This window comes from Chryseobacterium viscerum (genome assembly GCF_025949665.1).
GTDB classification, from domain to species: Bacteria; Bacteroidota; Bacteroidia; order Flavobacteriales; family Weeksellaceae; genus Chryseobacterium; species Chryseobacterium viscerum_A.
In genome coordinates this window covers 166,278-189,339 of sequence record NZ_JAPDFT010000004.1, presented here as the reverse complement: position 1 = coordinate 189,339, position 23,062 = coordinate 166,278, and the positions used below count along the sequence as shown (strand labels likewise).

The window sequence follows — 23,062 nt, the reverse complement described above, 5'->3', positions numbered from 1 at the left end:
TTTAAATGACTGATTTTACTCATATTTTTTTAATGAGCCGTATTTTTGCACAAACAAAAATTGAATGGACTTTAGATATCAGGATCCGTATCCAATTCAGAAAGATGATACGGTGTATAAGAAGCTTACATCAGATTATGTAAAGGTTGAAAAACTGGGTGACAGAGAAATTTTAACGATTGATCCGAAAGGACTGGAATTATTAGCTGAAGAAGCTATGGCAGATGTGTCTTTCATGCTTCGTTCTTCACACCTGGAAAGCCTTAGAAGAATCATTGATGATCCTGAAGCTACAGATAATGACAGATTCGTTGCTTATAACCTTTTGCAAAACGCTGCAGTAGCCGTTGAGGGAGCTCTTCCTTCATGCCAGGATACGGGAACAGCTATCGTAATGGGAAAGAAAGGAGAAAATGTATACACAGGAGTAGAGGATGGGGAATACCTGAGCAAAGGAATTTTCAATACCTATCAGAAAAGAAACTTAAGATATTCTCAGGTTGTGCCTTTGACAATGTTTGATGAGAAAAATTCAGGGTCTAACCTTCCTGCACAGATTGATATCTATGCTAAAAAAGGAGATTACTACGAATTCTTATTCTTAACAAAAGGAGGAGGTTCAGCTAATAAAACATTTTTATACCAAAAGACGAAATCTTTATTGAACGAAAAATCTCTTGAAGAGTTCGTTAAAGAAAGAATTTCAGACCTTGGAACAGCTGCCTGCCCGCCTTACCACTTAGCATTGGTAATTGGAGGAACTTCAGCAGAAGCTAATCTTGCTGCAGTGAAAAAAGCTTCAGCAAAATATTACGACCATCTTCCTACAGAAGGAAATGAAGCCGGCCAGGCATTCAGAGACCTTGAATGGGAAGCAAAAGTTCAGAAAATCTGCCAGGAAAGTGCCATCGGAGCTCAGTTCGGAGGAAAATACCTTACCCATGACGTAAGAGTAATCAGACTTCCAAGACACGCTGCATCTTGTCCGGTAGGAATGGGTGTTTCATGTTCTGCAGACAGAAATATCAAAGGAAAAATCACAAAAGAAGGGATCTTCCTTGAGCAGTTGGAACAGGATCCAAAAAGATTCTTACCTGATACCCCTCCACACTTAGAAGAAGCTGTTGAGATTAACCTGAATAAACCAATGCCGGAAATTCTTGCTGAGCTATCCAAATATCCGATCAAAACAAGATTGAAACTGAACGGTACGTTAATCGTAGCAAGAGATATCGCTCACGCAAAAATCAAAGAAATTATCGACAGCGGGAAACCAATGCCTGAATATTTCAAAAACCACCCGATCTATTATGCAGGACCAGCAAAAACTCCGGAAGGAATGGCTTCAGGGAGCTTCGGGCCTACTACAGCAGGTAGAATGGACGTTTATGTGGATGAATTCCAAAGCCACGGCGGAAGTATGATTATGCTGGCAAAAGGAAACAGAAGTAAAGATGTTACTAATGCTTGTCATAAATACGGAGGCTTTTATCTAGGATCTATCGGAGGGCCTGCTGCTATTCTTGCCAAAGACAATATTGTGTCTGTAGATGTAGTAGACTTCCCGGAATTAGGAATGGAAGCCGTAAGAAAAATTGAAGTAAAAGACTTCCCTGCATTCATTATTTCCGATGATAAAGGCAATGATTTCTTCGCAAATCTTGCCCACTAATTAGTTTAAAATTAAAATAAATAATAAAATAGAGCACTGATCTTTTGTGTAAAAAAGAAAAAAGCTTTATTTTTGCCTAAAATCTTTAAGAGAATGATAACGATATTATCAGCATTTTGGCCCTTCTACCAGTTCCTTTGGACTATATTCTTCATTACTATGTTCTTAGTAGGATTCTGGTGCATTTTTATGTTCTTCGGATTAGTAATCCCAATGTGGCTAACTGAAGGTTTGAAAGAGTATTTCGGAAAAGTAAAGCCTTTCGACCCTGAAGATATCAGAAGAAAGCTTATTACTGAGCAGGAAGGTGTAGAGGTTATCTATAGCGAGCCTAAAGGAAATGGACCTTTCCTTCACGATCACGGACATCATCATTAATTGATTGTCATTGCTTTTTCACCTGAATTCTGAAAAAGTAATATCAAAGCAAAACAACATATATAAAACCGCTTAATTCGTTAGGCGGTTTTTCTATTTATTATTCCTAAGGCTTTCCGGAGATACTCCAAATTTCTTTTTAAAAGCCCGTGTAAAGTTCTGGATATATTCATAACCACATTCAATAGCAATTTCTTTGATCATAATCTCTTTGTTGGTGATCAGTTTCTTTGCTTTCAGCATTCTGAGTTCTGAGATATAATGGGCAATCGTTGTATGATACTGGGCCTTGAATTCCTTTCGGATAATATTCTGATTCATGCCGATATACTTTCCGATCTCTTCTGCTTTTATATTTCTGTGGTAGTTTTCATCAATGAATTTCCTGATCATTTCAGGAGTCTTTGGGGTAGATTCCAAAATGTTTTTCTCATTAAACTGTTCAAAAATCAGAATCAGGAGCTTAATAATCTTGGCTTCTATAAATAGCTTCTGCATGATTCCCTTTTTGGTGTACCCCAGAATTTCCTTTACAATCATATGCATTTCAACCGTCATGTCCGGCGGTGTCTCTTTATGAAGGAATATGAAATTATTATGGGTCATATTTTCCAGAATTTCTGCATTCTCACCATTAAGTTCCGGATTGATGAGGTTAAAAACATACTGATAATTAATCTGAATCTGAAGATATTTCAGAATTTCCTGGTTTTCCGTCCACAGTTCTGCGACACTTTCTTTGGGTGAGTAATGGAGAATATATTGATTTTTCTTGAATGAAAATTGGGTTCCGCAGTCATGAGCTTCCAAATTAATACCATCACTCAGCAGAAAAAGAAGATTAAAGCTGGACTTCCCTTCCAGTATATGAGACTTGAAGGATTGATCAGGACTCAGATCTTCCTGCATGATGATTTTGATGTCTTCGGATCTGAACAAAAGTCCACTTTTATATTGATTCCTCATACAACACATTTTTACGGCCATGGTACAACTACTTAAGGTAAAAGTGCTTCTCAGGATAACAAAAAGTTTGAAAATGATAACTTGAGGTTAATAATGTGAAGTACTTTTGCGCAAAATTAAATTAAATTTAGAATAATTAAAAATAATATTTTATATGTTTAAAGATTTACATTTTGCAATACAGAAAATCAGAACGGGATTAACATTGCTGACCATTGCTGGAAGCTGCTTGTATGCGCAGCAGTGGGAAAATGTTGGAGGCATTCAGGATGTATCAGCAGGCGGAAGCAGTTTTAATAATTTAGTTATTGACAACTCAGGAAATTATTATCTGTCATATTATGATGTTTCCGTAGCCAGGGGGTCTGTTCAGAAATATGATGGAAATTCTTGGTCATATTTAGGAGGAAGCGCGGGGGTTACAACTGGAACGGCAACTTACAATTCCCTGTCAATAAGTCCAAATGGAGACAGTCTTTATTATACCAATCAACTTGGTTATCCGGAGTCAGGAATGGAAGTTCGTTTATTTACCGGATCCTTATGGTCGCAACTTCCGAATGCTACAGACAGTTCTGTAAATTATCAGGCATCAGCAGTTTCTTCTGATAATATTATATTCACTTATGGATCTTATGGCTCTGGAACGGTAAAAAGATATTTTGGAGGAGCCTGGGAGCAGGTAGGAAATGCCGGGTTTTCAGGAGGTGCCGAATTTGCTGAAATGGTCATCGGAACTAATAATATGGTCTATACGTGTAATGTTTCCGGAGGCTTAAAAGTGTATCAAAACAGCACTGGCGCAAGCTCAATGCAAAACTGGAGTTTGGTAGGCGGAGCTGCTGCAGATGCTTCTTCTTCAGGAGAACAATACAATGCCGATATCGCTTTGGATGGATCTAATACGATTTATGTAGCCTATGTTTCAAACTCAGGAGGAGGCAGAAAAGTGAATGTTAAAAAATTTGACGGAAACTCTTGGGTACAGGTTGGAAATGCTAATTTTTCAGAAGGGAAAGTTCAGCACGTTGCTTTAGCGGTGACAGAATCCGGGAAACCATATGTAGTTGCCAGCCGTTTTGAAACTGATAATTTCCTGAGAAATACAGTTTATAAATTAGATGATTCCCAAAACTGGGTTGCTTTTGGAGGAGATTTTGTTTCGGATGGTGAAGCAAAATACAATGACCTTGCTATAGATAAAGCACACAATTATCTTGTTCTTGCTTATTCTGATAATGCCACAAAAGTTAAAAGAATTTCTCTGACTGTAAATCCTCAAACATGCAGCAATACAGACCCCGGAACCAATGTGGGTGATACAGGCTGTGTGAGCTTTATGTATCGTGGCCAGCAGGTAGCTTATTCCACGGTAAGAGGTGCTGACGGAAAAATATGGCTTCAGCAGAATCTGGGAAGTACACAGGTTGCTTCATCAGTGGCTGATGCCAATTCATATGGAGATCTTTTCCAATGGGGAAGATGGGATGACGGACACCAGCTTAGAAATTCTCAGACAGCACAAGCTCCTTCACCTAATACTCCGGAAGGAATTGGTGCTGCAGGAGGATTATATATTGCAGGATCTCCGGCATGGTGGGCAGGTTTTGCAGGTTCAGATACATGGACTGGTGCATCAGTTGCGGATGTTAATGCATCAGTAGGGGTAGATCCTTGTAAAGCGATAGGAGCAGACTGGAAAATGCCTTCTCAGGCAGATTGGACTGCCTTAGTAGGAGCTGAAGGTATTGGTAATCCGGCAACGGCTTACAGCAGCAATCTTAAATTACCGGCAGGAGGATACAGAAGCTCAAGTAATGGGGACTTTACTTTCGTTGGTCAAAGAGGATATTTCTGGAGTTCAGATACATCAAGCTTAGGAGCGAAATATCTGTATATCGGATCAACTATTGCCAATCCATCAGCAGGAGCAATGAGAGGACAGGGTTCATCAGTAAGATGTATTAAACCTACATCTTCTTTAAGTACTTCAGAAACTAAACTGAATAAATCTGTTATAGGAATATATCCAAATCCTACAAAAGGAATTCTTACTGTTAAATCAGATTCCGCAATTGAAAAAGCAACTGTTATCAATGCAGTAGGACAAAGTATGAATGTACAGTTCTCAGATCATCAGATCAATATGGCTGAACTTCCATCAGGGTTATATATCGTAGATTTAAAATTAAAGAATGGACAATCCGTTTCTAAAAAAATTATAAAAGACTAATCGGATTTCAACAACAGAGATTTTCGTTCACAAAATAGTTCATTACAATTACTTTTATTGGGAGGCTCATGAAATTTTCATGAGCCTTTTTTAAATTTATTTTTTCCCGGAAAATTGAAATATTTGGTGAAAACGGGATGAGAATAGTCGTTATGAAGAAAAATTTATACTATATTCGATAAAAAATAATAAATGAAAAAGTTTTATTCCGTTGTTTTTGTGCTTGTTACCATGTTTGTTTTTGGGCAGATCAGTTATACGATTTCTCCCAATCCATTCAATGAAACAGATGCTATCACACTTACGGTTCCGGGAGACCAGATTGATGAATCTGCCTGGGGAGTTTCCAATAACAGCATTTATATCTGGTCATGGTCTTTTGACACTAATTACCAGAACAGCCAGAATTGTCCTACCAATGGCAGTTGGGATAACTCCAATGATCTGAATAAGCTCAATTATAATGCTGTTACAGATAGCTATTCACTCACTTTTACTCCGACCTCTTTTTTCGGAAGAACAGGAATAGGAAGGTTCGGATTTTTATTAAAAGATAAAACAGGATCTCATCAGACTACACCGGACATTTTTGTAAATGTGGGTACTTTAAGTTTAAATCTTACCAATCCATTAGCCAATAGCCTGACTTCTGTTCCGGCAGGAAACTCTATCAATATTACTGCTGCCACCAATGCCAACGCAACATTTCAGTTAAAAGCAAATGGAATTGTTGTCAACTCTACAGCCACACCCTCACAATCCTATTCTTACAGTTATACCGTCACTCAGGATGCCAGCATGGAACTTGTTGCTACAGAAGGAGCTAATTCTAAAACGGCAACGTTTATTTTACAGGTTCCGAGAAATGTAGTTTCTGAAGCCATTCCAGCCTGGATCAAGCAGGGAATCAATTATCACCCTACAGATCCTACCAAAGTAGGACTTGCGTTATATGCACCGGGGAAAAGTTTTGTACATGTCATCGGAAGTTTCAATAACTGGGTGGTGAATGATACCTATTTAATGAAAAAAGATACCACAAATCCGGATCTGTACTGGATAGAATTGATTGGATTGACCCCTCAGCAGCTCTATACTTTCCAATACAGAACAAACGATTTGAGAAAAGTGGCAGACCCATATTCCCCACAAATTTTATCTTCTTACGATGATCCATGGATTTCGGCTTCTACTTACCCGAATTTACCTTTATTCCCAGCCGGACAAGGGTTTGAAGCTTCAACATTTAAAACAGGGCAGACAGCTTATAACTGGCAGGTTACCAATTTTCAAAGACCAGCGAAAGAAGATCTGATGGTCTATGAATTATTATTGAGAGATTTCACACAGGAAAAGAACTGGCAGTCTCTGATCAATAAAATTTCTTATTTAAAGAACTTAAAGATCAATGCTATAGAACTACTTCCTATCATGGAATTTGATGGAAACCTTTCATGGGGATACAATACTTCGTTTCATTATGCATTGGATAAAGCGTATGGAACCCCTGAAAAATTCAAAGAATTTGTAGATCTCTGCCACCAGAACGGAATTGCTGTGATTCTAGATGTAGCATTTAATCACGCTACAGGGCGCTCACCTTTAGTAAGACTCTGGAATATAGATCCGGATGGAGATGGTTACGGAAATGTAGCGGCAAACAACCCTTATTTTAATCAGGTTCCGAAACATTCATATAATGTATTTAACGATTTTAATCATACAAGTCCTTCAACTCAATATTACGTTGAAAGATGTCTTCAGCAATGGCTGACAGAATATAGAATAGATGGATTCCGCTGGGATTTAACAAAAGGATTTACCCAAAGCTGTTCCGAAAATGACGAAGCATGCACCAATGCCTATCAACAGGACAGAGTGGATATCATGAAACATTATGCAGACAGACAATGGGCCATTGATCCCAATTCTTACATGATCTTTGAGCATCTGGGAACGGATGCAGAAGAACAGCAATGGGCCAACTATAGAGTAGCAGAAGGAAAAGGAGTAATGCTTTGGAATAAACAGACAGATCCTTATAACCAGAATACCATGGGATATAAAGACAACAGTAATTATGACAGAATGAACCATAGTCTGCATGGTTTTACCAATATGCGTGCTGTAGGGTACGGAGAAAGTCATGATGAAGAAAGACTTATGTTTAAAAACCTTGCTTACGGAGCTGTTAATGGAAGTTACGATGTTAAAAATCTTAATACTGCTCTTGAAAGAATGAAAACTTTCGGAGCAACTTTCTTTACCATTCCCGGTCCGAAAATGATCTGGCAGTTTGGGGAATTAGGATATGAGTTCAGCATCAACAGATGTGCTGACGGTACCATCAATAATGGATGCAGAACCGATGAAAAACCTGTTGCATTTACTCTGGGATACGATACCAATGTAAACAGAAAATCAATATATGAAACGTGGGCTAAAATAATCACGATCAGAAATACCCATCAGATTTTTAAAACTAAAACATACAGTATAGAATCCAATAATCTGACTAATGATCCGGATGGATTGATTACGAGAATTTATCTCTATGATCCGGCTATTACAACTGGAATAAAAAATGTGGTAGTACTGGCCAATTACACCACATCAGCACAAAACGTTGTTCCTTTCTTTCCTTACACAGGTCAATGGCAAAACCTAATGGATGATACTATTTCGAATGTAGCTTCCACAATAACCCCAATCAATTTACAGCCGGGAGAATTCAGAATCTTCGGGAATTATGCTGGTACCTTGTCGGCAATTGATACAATCGCTGTAAATAAATTATCCCTTCAGATTGCTGATAATCCGATACAAAACGGAACTGCAAAATTAATTTTCAGTAAAGCGAAAAACGGAGAAATTTTGATTTTTGATATGACCGGTAAGAAACTGGATTCATTCAAGCTAAATAAAGAAAACGGAACTTATGAAGTCAAAGTCAATTATCCGGCAGGAACTTATCTGATACAGTTGAAATCGGAAACAGGAACCGCCATTCAAAAGATGATTGTTAAATAAACGAAAAGGCAGATTTGCAGTATTGCAGATTTGCCTTTTTTGTATATTAAGAAAATTAGTCTACTTTTGCAGTAGATTTATCAAGAAAGGTGGAGGGATTTGGCCCAAAGAAACCTTAGCAACCTGCACAATTCGAGAAGTGTAAAGGTGCTAATTCCAACCCTGAGGGGGAGATAAGTGAAGTCAATATTCTTATATGAATTCCATTTCTTGAAGTCTTGTATCGCTGCGGAAATATCCGCCAGACCGTTATTATTTAATTGGCAAGAACAAAAATGAAAAAATTAAGTACAGCTGTATTATTGCTTGGAGCAATTTGGGTTGCTGCTCAGGAGAATGAGGAAAAAGGGAAACAAATCGAAGATATTATCATCGTTGGAAACCGTAATGTCAAAAGAACAAAACTGGAAACACCGGTTCCTGTAGATGTTATCAGTATTGACAAAATCCAAAGAAGTTCTCCGCAAATGACGGCTCAGGATCTTCTGAACTATGTGATCCCATCGTTTAATGCAGTGAGACAGTCAGCTTCTGATGGAACCGAACATATTGACCCCGTAACCTTAAGAGGAATGGGACCAGATCAGGTTCTTGTATTGCTGAATGGAAAAAGAAGACATACAACCTCTTTGGTCAACTATCAGAATACAGTGGGAAATGGCTCTGTAGGAACAGACCTGAGCACAATTCCTGTGATTGCTATTGATAGAATAGAAGTTTTAAGGGATGGTGCAGCAGCACAATACGGTTCTGATGCCATTGCAGGAGTAATCAATATTATTCTTAAAAAAAATCCAGGTGCTTCAGCAAGTCTTACTTACGGATTGACCGGAAGAAATGATGGGGATACTTATCAGGCGGGAGTCAATTACGGAACTTCATTAGGAAAAAAAGACGGGTATATCAACCTTTCCCTGCAGTTAAGCCACAGGGGCAAAACCACAAGAACTCAAAACCATGACCTCGATATTTTCGGGAATAATTTTGCGTATGCATTTGCTGATGATCCCGCTGCAGCAAGAGCGGCGGATGATGAGAAGATAAAGGAACGAGGATTGACCCGTGATGATTTCAATTTTCAGATCGGAGATGCCCAGATCAGACAGGGACAGTTGTTTTTCAATGCAGAATATCCTTTTAATGATAATTTTAAAGTATATTCTTTCGGAGGTTTCAGTATCAAAGAAGGAAAAGGATTTGGTTTCAGAAGATTGCCGAGCGAAACATCCAATGTTGTTTCATCCATTTATCCAAACGGATTTCAGGCAGTTCTTGGATCTCAGGTATATGATGTTTCTTATGCTGTAGGGGCAAAATATAATGTTAATAACTGGCTATTTGACTTAAGCAATACCTTCGGGAGCAATACCTTCAATTATAATGTGAGCAATACCAACAATGCTTCTCTCGGGTCAAAATCACCAACCCGTTTTTACGCAGGTGCTCATAGTTTCCTTCAGAATACTGTGAATCTTGATGTTTCCAAAAATATAAACCGTTTCAATATCGCATTCGGTGGAGAATTCAGATTTGAACAATATGAGATCAAAGCCGGCGATGAAGCATCTTATACCCAATATGACATCAATGGAAACGTTGCCACTGAAGGATCCACAGTACTTGGAGCAGGAGGATCTCAATCCTTTATCGGTTTTTCTCCCAACAATGCATTGAAGAAAGACAGACATTCCACTGCGGTGTATGCTGATGTTTCGTATGATTTAGATAAAAAATTAAATATTGATGCCGCTGCCAGATTTGAAAATTATTCAGATTTCGGGAATACCTTGAACGGAAAGCTGGCCATACGATATGAATTTGTGAAAAATTATGCAGTAAGAGCCGCTGTTGGGACAGGATTCAGAGCACCTTCACTTCAGCAGCAGTATTTTAATAATTCTTATGCTGATATCTCTACTTCCGGGTCAAAAATTGTTACTAAAGGAATATTCAGTAATGATAGCGAAGCCGCCAGAATTCTTGGATTTGATAAACTCAAACAGGAAACTTCTATCAACGCGAGTGCTGGATTTACGCTGAAACCATTAAACAACTTGATGATCACTATAGATGGATACTGGATTAAAGTGAAAGACAGAATTGTGATTACCAGCAATATTACAGACTCAAGGTTAGACCAGTTTAAGGTAGAAAGCGGAAGATTCTTCGCCAATGCTATTGATACAGAGACAAAAGGAGTAGATGTAGTGGTTTCTTATGACTGGATTCTTGGGAATGGAAAATTAAATATGAACCTTGCCGGAAATTACACAGAAACAAAAATTACAGATTTCCATTTTCCGGAAAATTTAGAAACTCCTCAGGATCAGTTTTTCGGTCCTGATCAGATCAACATTATTGAAACCCTGTCTCCAAAAACAAAAGCCTCATTAGGATTAAATTATGGAATCGGGAAATTCAATTTTCTCGTAAGAAATACCTATTTTGGCAAAGTAATAAGAGATGGTTATCCGTTTGGAGGGGTGCAGGAGTTCTCTCCAAAGGTGGTTACTGACATCAGTGTTGGATATGATATCACAAAAAGCATCAATTTTACGGTAGGTGCCAATAATGTATTTGATGTCTTCCCGGATCGCCAGATTTATGAAAATTCATATTATGGAGTATTCAAATATGCACCGGTTCAGATGGGAACACTAGGGAATTATTTCTTTGGAAGGCTTAATTTTAATTTTTAATCATTAAATGAGTACTACCTCACATCAGATTGGCTGGAAAACAGCTGCAGCCATTGTTGTTTCAAATATGATTGGGACAGGGATTTTTACAACCCTGGGATTTCAGCTATCCGATATTACCAATACCTACAGTATTTTCCTGCTATGGAGTATAGGAGGAATTCTCGCTTTGTTCGGGGCTTTTTGCTACGCGGAATTAGGCTCACATTTTAAAGGAAACGGAGGCGATTTTATTTATCTCAAAGAAACTTATCATCCGGTATTCGGATATCTGATAAGCTGGGTTTCACTCATCATTGGATTTTCCTCTCCGGTAGCGCTGGCAGCACTGGCAATGTCAAAATACCTTTCCGTATTTGATTATTCCTTTGGAAACGGTTTTGCGATTGCTGCCATTTTCCTGGTTGCAATTGCTTTATCATTTAGTTTAAAAACATCCAGCAGATTTCATAATTTTTTTACATTTATTAAAATAGCTTTTATTATTGTGTTGGTTATTTTGGGAGTCGGACTTTCAGATTCACCACAGATTGGTAATAGTTTAAACTTCAGTGACAGCTGGAAAAATGAAATCATGCTTCCGGCATTTGCTACGTCTCTGGTATTTGTCACCTATTCCTACACAGGCTGGAACTCCGCTTCTTATATCGCAGGAGAAATAAAAGATGTTCAGAAAAACCTTCCAAAATCTTTGATTATTGGGACTGTTTTTGTGACGGTAAGTTATATTCTGGTGAATTATATTATGCTGAAACACGCTCCTGTGAGCCAGCTGGCAGGAAAAGAAGACGTGATGGGAGAAGCAGCAGTCAATATGTTGGGACCTGCTTTCGGAAAGATCGTCAATATTTTTATTGCCCTGCAGCTGATTGCAACAATTAGCGGATATTTATGGGTTGGTTCGAGGTTGACCCAGGCTTTTGCAAAACATACCTACATTTGGAAACCATTATCAACGGGCAATACAAAAGGCATTCCTGTAAGAGCTATTTTTGCCCATGCAGTCATTGCCACAGTTATTATTCTCACAGGAAGTTTTAAAGAGATTTTTGTATACACAGCTTTTATTTTACAACTTTTTGCAAGCCTGGCGATTTCTACTGTCTTCTTCCTTAAGAAAAAAGACAGGAAAATTTTTAAGTCGAATGCTTTTCATATTTTTCCGGCTGTTTTTCTATTATTCAGTATCTATATTCTCTATTTTACATTTATTCATAACCCTAAAGAAAGCCTTATTGGAGTAGGAATTATAGCCGTGGGAATTATTTTATATTTAGTTGACAGAAGACTTTCCGGGCAACATCAAAACAAGTATTAATAGCATAGAAAGGCTAATATGCAAATTGGTAAATCCACCTTTTTACAGTTGAGCTCCCTTTATCCCTAATGCTCAAAAATTTATGATGATTCGGAATTTTAATTTTGAATTAATAATCCTTATCTTTGCACCCACAAAATTTCTACAATGTCTAAATCATTAATTCCAAAATTAGAAGCTATAAAACAAAGATATAATGAGGTTGCAGACCTTATTATACAGCCTGATGTCATTTCAGACCAAAAAAGATATTCTTCTTTGAACAAAGAATATAGTGATTTGGGAAAAATTGTAAGAGTTTATGATCAGTACAAAGGGGCACTGGACAGTATTGCAGAATCTGAAGAAATTATTGCAGATGGTTCAGACAGAGATCTGGTAGATCTTGCTAAAGAAGAAAAGCTTGAAGCTCAGGCTAAAATTCCAGGATTGGAAGAAGAACTGAAAGTATTATTGATCCCTAAAGATCCTGCCGATGACAAAAACGTTATTGTGGAATTACGTGCCGGAACAGGTGGCGATGAAGCAGCGATCTTTGTGGAAGATATCTACAGAATGTATACCATGTATTTCAAAACAAAAGGATGGAGACATGAAGTAACAGATTCTAATGAAGCAGCAAAAGGATACAAAGAATTGATCATGAAAGTGGAAGGAGAAGGTGTTTACGGAATCATGAAATTTGAATCCGGAGTTCACCGTGTACAGCGTGTACCTGAAACAGAATCTCAGGGAAGAGTACACACTTCTGCCATCACAATTGCTGTTCTTCCGGAAGCTGAAGAAGTAGATTTTGAATTGAATCCAGCTGATATTGAAATGCAGACTTCACGTTCAGGAGGTGCCGGAGGTCAGAACGTAAACAAAGTTGAAACGAAAGTTCAGCTTACCCACAAACCTTCGGGACTTGTTGTAGTATGTCAACAGGCTCGTTCTCAGTTAGCTAACCGTGAGTTGGCGATGGAAATGCTAAGAACAAAATTATACGATATCGAATTGCAGAAAGTACAGGGAGATATTGCTGCACAGCGTAAATCTATGGTTTCTACCGGTGACCGTTCTGCAAAAATTAAAACATACAACTATCCTCAGGGAAGAGTTACGGATCATAGAATCAACAAGTCTATGTACAACCTGGATGCTTACATGAATGGAGATATTTCTGAAATGATTGATGCCGTAATTATGGCAGAAAATGCAGAAAAGATGAAGGGGGAAGAAGAAAATTATTAAAATTAGAAAAAATAAAAACAAAGCCTCTGATCCTTCAGGGGCTTTGCTTTTTCAAATAACTAAACATAAAATATATACTATGAAAAATTACAAAATTATTTTGCTGTTGCTGCTTACTATGATGGGGCAACACCTTATGGCTCAAACTGAAGTAAAGAAACCTAAAGAAGCATTTGAGTTATTCTTCGGAACTTTTGTGAATAATGACGACGCTGCATTGAATAAGCTGAATGATTATTTGAAACCAACAGTAGAAGGGCAGAATGCTTATCAGGTAGATTTTAAAGAAACTTCAAAAGAAATGATGAACGGCAGTGTAGAGAATTTCCTGTCTGCTTTCCCTAAAGCTACGGCTGCAGCTTGTAAAAAAGAGGCGGAAGAGTATTTCACCGCAATGTTTGGGAATTTTAAAACAGGAAAATTAACAGTTAAAAATGTAAAAGTAGTTCCTAATGAATATGTTAAAGGGCAAAAAATTGCAGAAATAAGTTATTCTGTGAGTTTCCTGGTTCCATCAAAACTGACTTCAGGACCAAAGGGGGAGCTTAATAAAGTAAAAGCTGAGGATCTGAAAAAATATTTGATTCAGGCAGCTCAGGACTTCAAAAATGCGGATAAGACCGTAACAACAGATCAAAACTTTAGTTTATACGAACTTAAAGAAGGTGATAAAATATACTATTGGAATGGAAGTCCCGATGAGATTGTTTCCAATCTTACTGATTTCTATTTTGAAAGCTTCGGAGCCAATGAATAGTTAAAAAAACTACTATAAAGAATAAAAAGTCCCAATACAAAGGGACTTTTTTTATTTCACATACTTTGCGTATTTTTGAGAAAAACCGATCAGTATGAATTTTAAACCTATATTGTTAACTGCTGGAGTTTTATTTTCAGCATCTTTTTATTCTCAGAAAATGATTTATCCTAAAGCATTAAAAGGAAGCCAGACAGATACCTATTTCGGAAACGCTGTTTCTGATCCTTTCAGAGATCTGGAAAACGATTCGGAGCCTACAAAAAAATGGGTAGATGAAGAAGTTGCTTACAGCCAAAATTATCTTTCTAAAATTCCATTCAGGGATAAAATTAAAAATCAGTTGAAGGAAATCTGGAATTATGAAAAAATTTCAGCTCCTTTCAAAGAGGGAGATTATACCTATTATTATAAAAACGATGGTCTGCAGGCGCAATCTGTTTTGTACAGAACAAACAACAAAACCAATGCTACAGAAGTATTTTTAGATCCTAATAAATTTTCGGAAAAAGGAACGACTTCCCTTTCCAATCTTTCGTTCAATAAAAAAGGAAACCTTGCTGCTTACTCTATTTCTGAAGGAGGAAGCGACTGGAATAAGATTATCATCATCGATGCAGTTACCAAAAAACAGATTGATGAAACATTACTGGATGTAAAATTCAGTGGAATTTCTTGGCAGGGTGACGAAGGATTCTATTATTCAAGCTACGATAAGCCAAAAGAAGGAACTGTACTTTCCGGAATGACGGACAAGCATAAAGTATACTTTCATAAGCTGGGAACAAAGCAGTCTGCTGATAAATTGATTTTCGGAGGTGATAAAACACCAAGAAGATATTTAAGTGCAGGAGTTTCTGAAGACCAGAGATATCTTATTATTTCTGCGGCTAATGCTACCAATGGTAATGAACTGTATATCAAAGATCTTCAAAAAGGGGGAGACTTTGTACAAATTATGAGCGGATTTGATATCAATGCCAGCATAGTAGATACGCAAGGTGATGATCTTTTCATTTTTACAGACAAAGATGCTCCGAATATGCGTCTTGTAAAAACAACAATAAACAATCCTGCTCCGGCAACATGGAAGGATGTAATTCCACAAACTGAAAATGTGGTAGGAATTTCTTCAGGCGGTGGATATTTCTTTGCAACCTATATGATTGATGCCATAGATCAGGTAAAACAGTTTGATAAGACTGGAAAACTGATCAGAGAAATTGCACTTCCGGGTAAAGGAAATATTTCAGGATTCGGAGGAAAAGAAAAAGAGAAAGATGTTTACTTTTCTTTCAGCAATTATATTACACCGGGAACCACTTATAAATTCAATGTAGACTCAGGGAAATCTGAAGTGTACCAAAAACCTAAAGTGAAGTTTAATCCGGACGACTATGTTTCAGAACAGGTATTCTATACTTCAAAAGACGGTACAAAAGTTCCTATGATGATCAATTATAAAAAAGGAACTAAGCTTGACGGTAAAAACCCTACTATTCTATACTCTTACGGAGGTTTCAACATCAGTCTGCAGCCATCATTCTCTGTAGTAAATGCTATCTGGATGGAAAATGGCGGTATTTATGCTGTTCCAAACATCCGTGGTGGAGGCGAGTATGGTAAAAAATGGCACGATGCCGGAACAAAGCAACAAAAGAAAAATGTTTTTGAAGACTTTATTGCTGCTGGGGAATATCTTCAAAGCAAAGGTTATACTTCAAAACAATATATGGCTCTTTCAGGGAGGTCGAATGGGGGATTACTGGTAGGTGCTACAATGACGATGAGACCGGATCTGGCAAGAGTAGCCTTCCCGGGAGTAGGTGTTTTGGATATGTTGAGATATAATAAATTTACAGCCGGAGCAGGATGGTCTTATGACTATGGTACAGCAGAAGACAGTAAAGAAATGTTCGAATATCTTAAGTCATATTCTCCTGTACACAATGTAAAAGCAGGAACTTGCTATCCATCAACAATGATTATCACCAGTGATCATGATGACAGAGTAGTTCCGGCACACTCATTCAAGTTTGGAGCTGAACTTCAGGAAAAACAGGCATGTAAAAACCCTATTCTTTTGAGAATTGAAAAAAATGCAGGTCATGGAGCAGGAAGAGCAACAGATCAGGTAATTAGTGAAAATGCAGATCTTATATCATTTGCTTTGTTTGAGATGGGAATAAAGAAATAGTTTATGAAATAGAAATATTTCAAAAAAACGGCTTATTTAATTTAAAATAAGCCGTTTTTTCTATGTTGTTGTGTTTATAATTAGTATTTTTATGGCGGATATTTAAAGTTTATTAATTCTAAATTAATTCAATAATTATGAAAAAAAGAATTTTACTGGTTTGTGCATTGGCTGCTGGATTGTCCAGTTTTAATGCACAGAGGTGGGAACCGGCCTCACAAAGAACATCTCAGATCAGAAAAGAAGTAGAAGTTCAATACTCTTACAGGTTTGATCTTCAGTCGCTTAGGAATATTTTAAAAGATGCTGTAGAGACAGGAAAAGGAGCTCAGGCTGTTATTGTATCTCTGCCTACTGCAGAAGGAAAGATTGAAAAGTTTGCAGTATATAGCGACCCTGTTATGGAAAAATCTATGGCAGACAGATATCAGTTAGGGTCTTATGTAGGAGTAGGAGTTGATGATCCAGGGAAATACGTAAGATTCAGTACTGCACCTACTGAAATGCAGTCAATGATTATCAAAGACGGAAAGTTTCAGTTCATAGAACCTATTACTACAGATAAACAGGTTTATGGTGTTTTCTATAAAACAAACAGAACAGAAAGCGAACACGGATTTGAATGTGCTACAGATGAAAAGAATTTTAAAGACATTAAAGCATTAGAAGCTAATGGAAAAAAGACTCTTTCTAACGTAGGAATCACTAACAGACCATCAAGTACAAAATTCAGAACTTACAGGTTAGCAGTTTCTGTTACAGGAGAATATACCCAATACTTTATGAATTTGGCTGGTGTACCTGCTACAGCTACTGATGATCAAAAGAGAGCCCCGGCATTGGTTGCAATCAACAACACGATGAGCCGTGTGAATGGAGTATTTCAAAAAGACTTTGGAATAAAATTATTGGTTCAGAACTTCCCGAATGTTATCTATACAGATCCAAATACAGACCCTTATTCAATTGCTGATGATGGTGTAGCTGGAGCTTGGAATCTTGAACTTCAGAATGCTATGACAGCTGGGGTAACTAATGCAAACTATGATATCGGACACTTATTCGGTGCTTCAGGAGGAGGTGGAAATGCCGGATGTATAGGTTGTATATGTGTCGACCCTACCACTAGTGTACCTGCGGGTAAAGGATCAGGGTTTACTTCACCATCTAATAATGTTCCAAGTGGAGATTCTTTTGATATTGATTATGTAGCTCATGAAATGGGGCATCAGTTAGGAGGGAATCATACATTTTCAAATAAATCGGAAGGAAGTAATGTTAATGTAGAACCAGGAGGAGGAACTACTATTATGGGATATGCGGGGATTACAAGTGATAATGTTCAAATGTCTTCAGATGCCTATTTCCACTATAAATCCGTGGATCAGATTTTAACGAATTTAGAAGGTAAGCCTGCAACATGTGGTACGTCAGAAAATATTACTAATAATACACCACCTGTAATAGCGGCACTTACGTCATATACAGTTCCTAAAGGAACCGCCTATTATCTTGATGCATCCGCAACAGATGCAGAAGGAGATGCTATTAATTACACATGGGAGCAGACAAATAGTGTTACCGCCCTAGCTTCAATTTCCGGAGATACAGGATGGGGATACAATACACAGGGGGCTTTAACAAGATCACGTTTTGGAACAGCTAGTGGAAGAAGATATTTCCCAAGCCTTCCTCTAGTGATGAATGGAATTCTGACTAATAAAACTGATGCTGCAAATAATCCTAATCCAAATTGGGAAACTGTATCTTATGTTCCTAGAACGGTAAGTTATGCCGTAACTGTTAGAGATCAAAACGCACAAAGACCAATGCTATCTTCTTCAGAAGTTAATACAGTCATTGGAAATGATGGTCCTTTTAAGTTTAACGGACTTACTGCATCATCAGTATTATATAAAAATGCTAATAACGTTATTCAGTGGGAAGTAGCCAATACAAATACAGCTCCTTATAACTCACCTAACGTAAAGATTGATTATACTTCAGATAATGGAGCAACCTGGACAGACTTAGTAGCTTCTACACCTAATACAGGTAGCTTCACAGTGCAGATGCCAAATACAATTACGACACCAATTAAGTTGAGAGTATCATCAATTGGTAACGTTTTCTATGCCGTTTCTCCTCAGGTTACTGTTGCAGATGCACCTACTTCTACAACTGCTGCTCCAACAGGGCTTACAACAATAAGCACAGAGGTGTTTAAGACAACAGCCAGAGCATCTTGGAATAGCGTACCTGGAGCAACTTATTCTGTTAACTATAGAAAACAAGGCGTTTCAAGCTGGTCAAATACAACAAGTACAACGAATTCAGTTGTATTAACAGGTCTTGAAGATGAAACAAATTATGAAGTACAGGTAGCAACTGTTGTAAATAGTGTTCCTGGTGCATTCTCTAATAATTATGTATTTAAAACAAATGGCTTAAAGACTGGAATAGATTACTGTATAATGAATTCAGGGACATCGTATGTCGGAGCAATCAGAAAAGTAACAATATCAAACCTTGTTTATGATGATCCTTCATTAAGATCATATAAAGATTTATCTGAGGATCCTAGCAAGATTGTTAATTTGGTTCAGGGAACAGCATACGCTATTACACCCGTAGTGAGACAAGCATTTAGTAACTCGAATGTTCCTTTAAATCTTTCTGTTTGGATTGATTATAACAGAAATGGAGTGTTTGAGATATCTGAAAGAGTAATTACTGTTTCAGGAGGAGTTCCTCCGGGTAGTGTAAGTTTTGGAGCACAAAACTTTACAGTGCCTTCAACAACATATGCTGGAGATAAGCTTTTAAGAATGAGAATTGTTACAAAGTATAATACTGCTGCTTTAGCAAGTGCATGTGGAGACATCTCAACTGGAGGAGGTTCAGTAATGGATCTGCCTGTGAAAATTACAGGTACTCTTGCTGTAAACGAAACAAAAGATGTTAAATCAACCGAAATTTCAATTTATCCGAACCCTGCAGATACTTTCGTAGAAGTGAAAAATCTTAAAGGAAAAGCAGATTATAAAATCTATACTGCTGACGGAAGATTAGCTCAGGAAGGGCAGATTGATGGACAAAGAATTAATGTTGCTTCATTAATCAAAGGTATGTATGTAATCACGATAAAAGATGACAAAAATACTTACAATACGAAGCTTATCAAAAAATAAGCAGACGATATACCAATAAGAAAGGCCGGGCATTTGTCCGGCCTTTTTCTTTCCCTAAAAAATAGAAAAACAGAACGTTAACAGAAGTTTCATGTTTCGTTCAAAAAAATTAACTTTACGGGGACAAAAATAATTGGAATGCGAAAGACAATTTCTGTGAAAAAACCGGATTTTAGTGTATCACCTCAGGAAAGAGAGATTTACAATTTTGAAAAAGACGGGCTTGAACTCAAATCATCCTATGAAAAAAATGATGTAAAAGATGAATCATTAACGCAGACTTCTCCAGGAATTGCTCCCTATCTGAGAGGACCGTATTCTACCATGTATGTTCAAAAACCATGGACGGTTCGTCAATATGCAGGGTTTTCTACTGCCGAAGAATCCAACGCTTTTTACAGAAGAAATCTTGCTGCAGGACAGAAAGGACTTTCAGTAGCATTTGACTTAGCAACACACAGGGGATATGATTCTGACCACTCAAGAGTAGTAGGAGATGTAGGAAAAGCAGGAGTTGCCATCGATTCTGTGGAAGACATGAAAATACTTTTCAATGAAATCCCATTGGATCAGATTTCAGTATCCATGACAATGAATGGAGCTGTACTTCCCATTTTGTCTTTCTATATCGTAGCTGCAGAAGAGCAGGGTGTAAAACAGGATCTGCTTTCAGGAACCATTCAGAATGATATTTTGAAAGAGTTCATGGTAAGAAATACCTATATCTATCCGCCGGCACCTTCCATGAAGATTATCGCAGATATTTTTGAATATACTTCGCAAAACATTCCAAAATTCAATTCTATTTCTATTTCCGGATACCATATGCAGGAAGCTGGTGCTACACCGGTACTTGAAATGGCATACACACTGGCAGACGGCCTTGAATATGTGAGAACAGGAATCAAAGCAGGAATGAACGTAGACGATTTCGCTCCAAGACTATCTTTCTTCTGGGCAATCGGGATGAATCATTTCATGGAAATTGCTAAAATGCGTGCCGCAAGATACATTTGGGCAACCCTTTTAAAACAGTTTAATCCTCAGAATCCAAAATCTCTCGCATTAAGAACCCATTCCCAAACATCCGGATGGTCTTTAACAGAGCAGGAGCCTTTCAATAATATTACAAGAACAGCAATAGAAGCGTTGTCTTCAGCATTAGGAGGAACACAGTCTCTCCACACCAATGCATTGGATGAAGCTATTGCCCTTCCTACAGACTATTCAGCAAAAATTGCAAGAAATACACAGATCATTCTTCAGCAGGAAAGCGGAATATGCGATGTTGTAGATCCGATGGGAGGAAGTAATCTTGTAGAAAGCCTTACCCAGCAAATGATCGAAGAAGCGATGAGGTATATTGATGAGGTAGAACAGGAAGGAGGAATGACCAAGGCTATTGAAGCCGGAATTCCAAAAATGAGAATTGAAGAAGCTGCAGCTAAGAAACAAGCTAAAATAGACAGTGGAGAAGAATTCATTATCGGAGTCAATTCATTCAAATCCTCATTAAAACAAGATCAAATAGAAATCTTAGACATTGACAATACAGAAGTCCGCAGAAAGCAGATCGAAAGGCTGAACACCATTAAAGCTGAAAGAAATACTGAAGCTGTAGAACAAATCCTCAATGAAATCCGTGAAAGTGCCAAAACAGGAAAAGGAAACCTTCTGGCATTATGTATCGAAGCAGCAAGAAGAAGAGTTACCCTTGGCGAAATGAGTGATGCCATGGAAGAAACCTTCGGAAGATATAAAGCAAATATTAAAACAATCTCTGGTGTATACGCAATGAATGCCGGTAAAAACGAATACTTTGAAAAAGCCCTTCATCTGACTCAGAAATTTGAAGAAGAAGAAGGACGCCGCCCAAGACTAATGGTCGCTAAAATGGGACAGGACGGACATGACAGAGGAGCAAAAGTAGTAGCAACCGCATTTGCAGATATGGGATTTGATGTGGATGTTGCTCCATTGTTCCAGACACCGGAAGAAGTAGCTAAACAGGCCGTAGAAAATGATATTCACATTTTAGGAGTATCATCATTGGCCGCCGGACACAAAACATTAGTTCCGCAGGTTGTGGAAGAATTATCCAAACTGGGTGCAGATGATATCACCATTGTGGTAGGAGGTGTAATTCCTCAGCAGGATTACGAATTCCTGTATGCCAACGGCGCGGACTTCATTTTCGGACCTGGGACCAATCTTCCGAAATGTGCAGTGGAAATTCTGGAAAGATTTTTAGAAAAATAAACAGAAAAGCTTTAATTTCAGCACAGAAATTAAAAGCATACCCTATGAATCTGAAAAATATAATAAAGCCTACGAGGAAAAAACTGTTTCTTCTCGTAGGCTTATTTATTATTACCGGGGTTTTCCTGTTAGGTTCAGGTAAGGAAAATATACTGATACAAAGTTCGCGGGTTGTAGCAGACACCGCTATGGTTAAAAAGCATTTGACGGCACTTACCCAAACTCCACAATTCCGTAATCATAAAAATATTGATCAGCTGAATACCATTGCAGACTATATTCATCAGACTTTCAATACCTATGGCGACAGCACCGCTTACCAGGAATATAAAGTGGATGGGAAAATATATAAGAACGTAATTACCTCTTTTGGAACAGAAAACAAAAAACGGATTATCATAGGCGCTCATTACGATGTTTGCGGAGATCAGCAGGGTGCAGATGATAATGCAACCGGAGTTACAGCCCTCCTGGAACTGGCAAGAATGCTTAAAGGACAAAAGCTGAACTATAGAATAGATCTTGTGGCTTATACCTTGGAAGAACCTCCTTATTTCAGAACCGAAAACATGGGAAGTTATGTCCATGCGAAATACTTAAAAGACAATAATATTGATGTGTATGGAATGGCCAGCGTGGAAATGATTGGATATTTCAGAGATGAAAAAGGATCACAGAGCTTTCCTTTAGGGATCCTTTCATGGTTTTACGGTGATAAAGGAGACTTTATTACTTTAGCTAAAAAGTTCAGTGGGGCAGGTCCGTTTGTAAAAAACTTTATTAGCAATTTTAAAGGTTCAAAGCAGATCAAGGCAGAAACTTTTTCAGCACCTAAATTTGTGGCTGGAATAGACTTTTCCGATCATCTCAACTATTGGAATTTTGATTTTCCGGCACTCATGATCACGGATTCATCTTTTTTCAGAAATAAAAATTATCACAAACCTACAGACACTCTGGAAACCCTCGATACAAAGAGAATGACAAAAGTTATTGATGCTATTTTTCTCAGTATTATTCACCTTAAGTGAAAAAAATAATTTTGATTCTCAGAAAAATTTATATATTTGCACCTGAAAATCAAGTTTAACCAATAAAAAAACAACGAAGCAATGTTCAGAACAAAACA

Annotated in this window: 13 protein-coding genes and 1 riboswitch; of the genes, 12 read left to right on the top strand and 1 reads right to left on the bottom strand. The window is 37.7% G+C overall.

What is annotated here, in order from left to right; genetic code table 11:
- Window positions 1-64: 64 nt before the first annotated feature.
- Both OL225_RS19480 and OL225_RS19475 read left to right on the top strand, forming a co-directional pair.
- Window positions 65-1,672, top strand: a complete 1,608-nt coding sequence (locus OL225_RS19480; RefSeq protein ID WP_047377280.1) for a fumarate hydratase — start codon at window positions 65-67, stop codon at window positions 1,670-1,672.
- A 93-nt stretch (window positions 1,673-1,765) separates the two neighbouring features.
- Window positions 1,766-2,050: a hypothetical protein gene (locus OL225_RS19475; protein WP_185097834.1), complete on the top strand. Its 285-nt coding sequence runs from the start codon at window positions 1,766-1,768 to the stop codon at window positions 2,048-2,050.
- Window positions 2,051-2,143: 93 nt separating this feature from the next.
- Here OL225_RS19475 and OL225_RS19470 read toward each other — a convergent pair whose 3' ends face one another.
- Window positions 2,144-3,016, bottom strand: coding sequence for an AraC family transcriptional regulator (locus OL225_RS19470; protein WP_264519292.1), 873 nt, complete (start codon window positions 3,014-3,016; stop codon window positions 2,144-2,146).
- Between the two features lie 154 nt (window positions 3,017-3,170).
- Between OL225_RS19470 and OL225_RS19465 the strand changes: the two genes are divergently transcribed.
- The 10 genes from OL225_RS19465 (at window position 3,171) to OL225_RS19420 (ending at window position 22,964) form a co-directional block, all read left to right on the top strand.
- On the top strand, window positions 3,171-5,249 hold the full coding sequence (locus tag OL225_RS19465) for a T9SS type A sorting domain-containing protein (protein ID WP_264519291.1): 2,079 nt from the start codon (window positions 3,171-3,173) through the stop codon (window positions 5,247-5,249).
- A gap of 192 nt (window positions 5,250-5,441) precedes the next feature.
- Window positions 5,442-8,279, top strand: a complete 2,838-nt coding sequence (locus tag OL225_RS19460; protein ID WP_264519290.1) for an alpha-amylase family glycosyl hydrolase — start codon at window positions 5,442-5,444, stop codon at window positions 8,277-8,279.
- A gap of 74 nt (window positions 8,280-8,353) precedes the next feature.
- Window positions 8,354-8,459: riboswitch (SAM riboswitch) on the top strand.
- 95 nt (window positions 8,460-8,554) lie between these two features.
- Window positions 8,555-10,978, top strand: a complete 2,424-nt coding sequence (locus tag OL225_RS19455; RefSeq protein WP_264519289.1) for a TonB-dependent receptor plug domain-containing protein — start codon at window positions 8,555-8,557, stop codon at window positions 10,976-10,978.
- A gap of 7 nt (window positions 10,979-10,985) precedes the next feature.
- Window positions 10,986-12,296, top strand: coding sequence for an APC family permease (locus tag OL225_RS19450; protein WP_264519288.1), 1,311 nt, complete (start codon window positions 10,986-10,988; stop codon window positions 12,294-12,296).
- A 147-nt stretch (window positions 12,297-12,443) separates the two neighbouring features.
- Complete coding sequence (gene prfA / locus OL225_RS19445; protein WP_047377286.1) at window positions 12,444-13,529, top strand: peptide chain release factor 1; 1,086 nt, start codon at window positions 12,444-12,446, stop codon at window positions 13,527-13,529.
- Window positions 13,530-13,608: 79 nt separating this feature from the next.
- Window positions 13,609-14,286: a hypothetical protein gene (locus OL225_RS19440; protein ID WP_264519287.1), complete on the top strand. Its 678-nt coding sequence runs from the start codon at window positions 13,609-13,611 to the stop codon at window positions 14,284-14,286.
- A gap of 94 nt (window positions 14,287-14,380) precedes the next feature.
- Window positions 14,381-16,483 carry a prolyl oligopeptidase family serine peptidase gene (locus tag OL225_RS19435; RefSeq protein WP_264519286.1) on the top strand — a complete coding sequence of 701 codons (2,103 nt, stop codon included), beginning with the start codon at window positions 14,381-14,383 and terminating at the stop codon, window positions 16,481-16,483.
- Window positions 16,484-16,620: 137 nt separating this feature from the next.
- Window positions 16,621-19,674, top strand: a complete 3,054-nt coding sequence (locus OL225_RS19430) for a zinc-dependent metalloprotease (RefSeq protein WP_264519285.1) — start codon at window positions 16,621-16,623, stop codon at window positions 19,672-19,674.
- A gap of 138 nt (window positions 19,675-19,812) precedes the next feature.
- Window positions 19,813-21,933, top strand: a complete 2,121-nt coding sequence (scpA, locus tag OL225_RS19425; protein WP_264519284.1) for a methylmalonyl-CoA mutase — start codon at window positions 19,813-19,815, stop codon at window positions 21,931-21,933.
- Window positions 21,934-21,977: 44 nt separating this feature from the next.
- Window positions 21,978-22,964 (top strand): M28 family peptidase, encoded by a 987-nt coding sequence (locus OL225_RS19420; protein WP_052184711.1) that lies wholly within the window; start codon window positions 21,978-21,980, stop codon window positions 22,962-22,964.
- Window positions 22,965-23,062 lie beyond the last annotated feature (98 nt).

Coding starts and splice junctions, on each gene's coding strand:
- OL225_RS19430 (WP_264519285.1), top strand. CDS start 16,621: ATGAAAAAAAGAATTTTACTGGTTTGTGCATTGGCTGCTGGATTGTCC.
- prfA (WP_047377286.1), top strand. CDS start 12,444: ATGTCTAAATCATTAATTCCAAAATTAGAAGCTATAAAACAAAGATAT.
- OL225_RS19465 (WP_264519291.1), top strand. CDS start 3,171: ATGTTTAAAGATTTACATTTTGCAATACAGAAAATCAGAACGGGATTA.
- OL225_RS19440 (WP_264519287.1), top strand. CDS start 13,609: ATGAAAAATTACAAAATTATTTTGCTGTTGCTGCTTACTATGATGGGG.
- OL225_RS19450 (WP_264519288.1), top strand. CDS start 10,986: ATGAGTACTACCTCACATCAGATTGGCTGGAAAACAGCTGCAGCCATT.
- OL225_RS19460 (WP_264519290.1), top strand. CDS start 5,442: ATGAAAAAGTTTTATTCCGTTGTTTTTGTGCTTGTTACCATGTTTGTT.
- OL225_RS19420 (WP_052184711.1), top strand. CDS start 21,978: ATGAATCTGAAAAATATAATAAAGCCTACGAGGAAAAAACTGTTTCTT.
- OL225_RS19435 (WP_264519286.1), top strand. CDS start 14,381: ATGAATTTTAAACCTATATTGTTAACTGCTGGAGTTTTATTTTCAGCA.
- OL225_RS19480 (WP_047377280.1), top strand. CDS start 65: ATGGACTTTAGATATCAGGATCCGTATCCAATTCAGAAAGATGATACG.
- OL225_RS19470 (WP_264519292.1), bottom strand. CDS start 3,016: ATGAGGAATCAATATAAAAGTGGACTTTTGTTCAGATCCGAAGACATC.
- OL225_RS19455 (WP_264519289.1), top strand. CDS start 8,555: ATGAAAAAATTAAGTACAGCTGTATTATTGCTTGGAGCAATTTGGGTT.
- scpA (WP_264519284.1), top strand. CDS start 19,813: ATGCGAAAGACAATTTCTGTGAAAAAACCGGATTTTAGTGTATCACCT.
- OL225_RS19475 (WP_185097834.1), top strand. CDS start 1,766: ATGATAACGATATTATCAGCATTTTGGCCCTTCTACCAGTTCCTTTGG.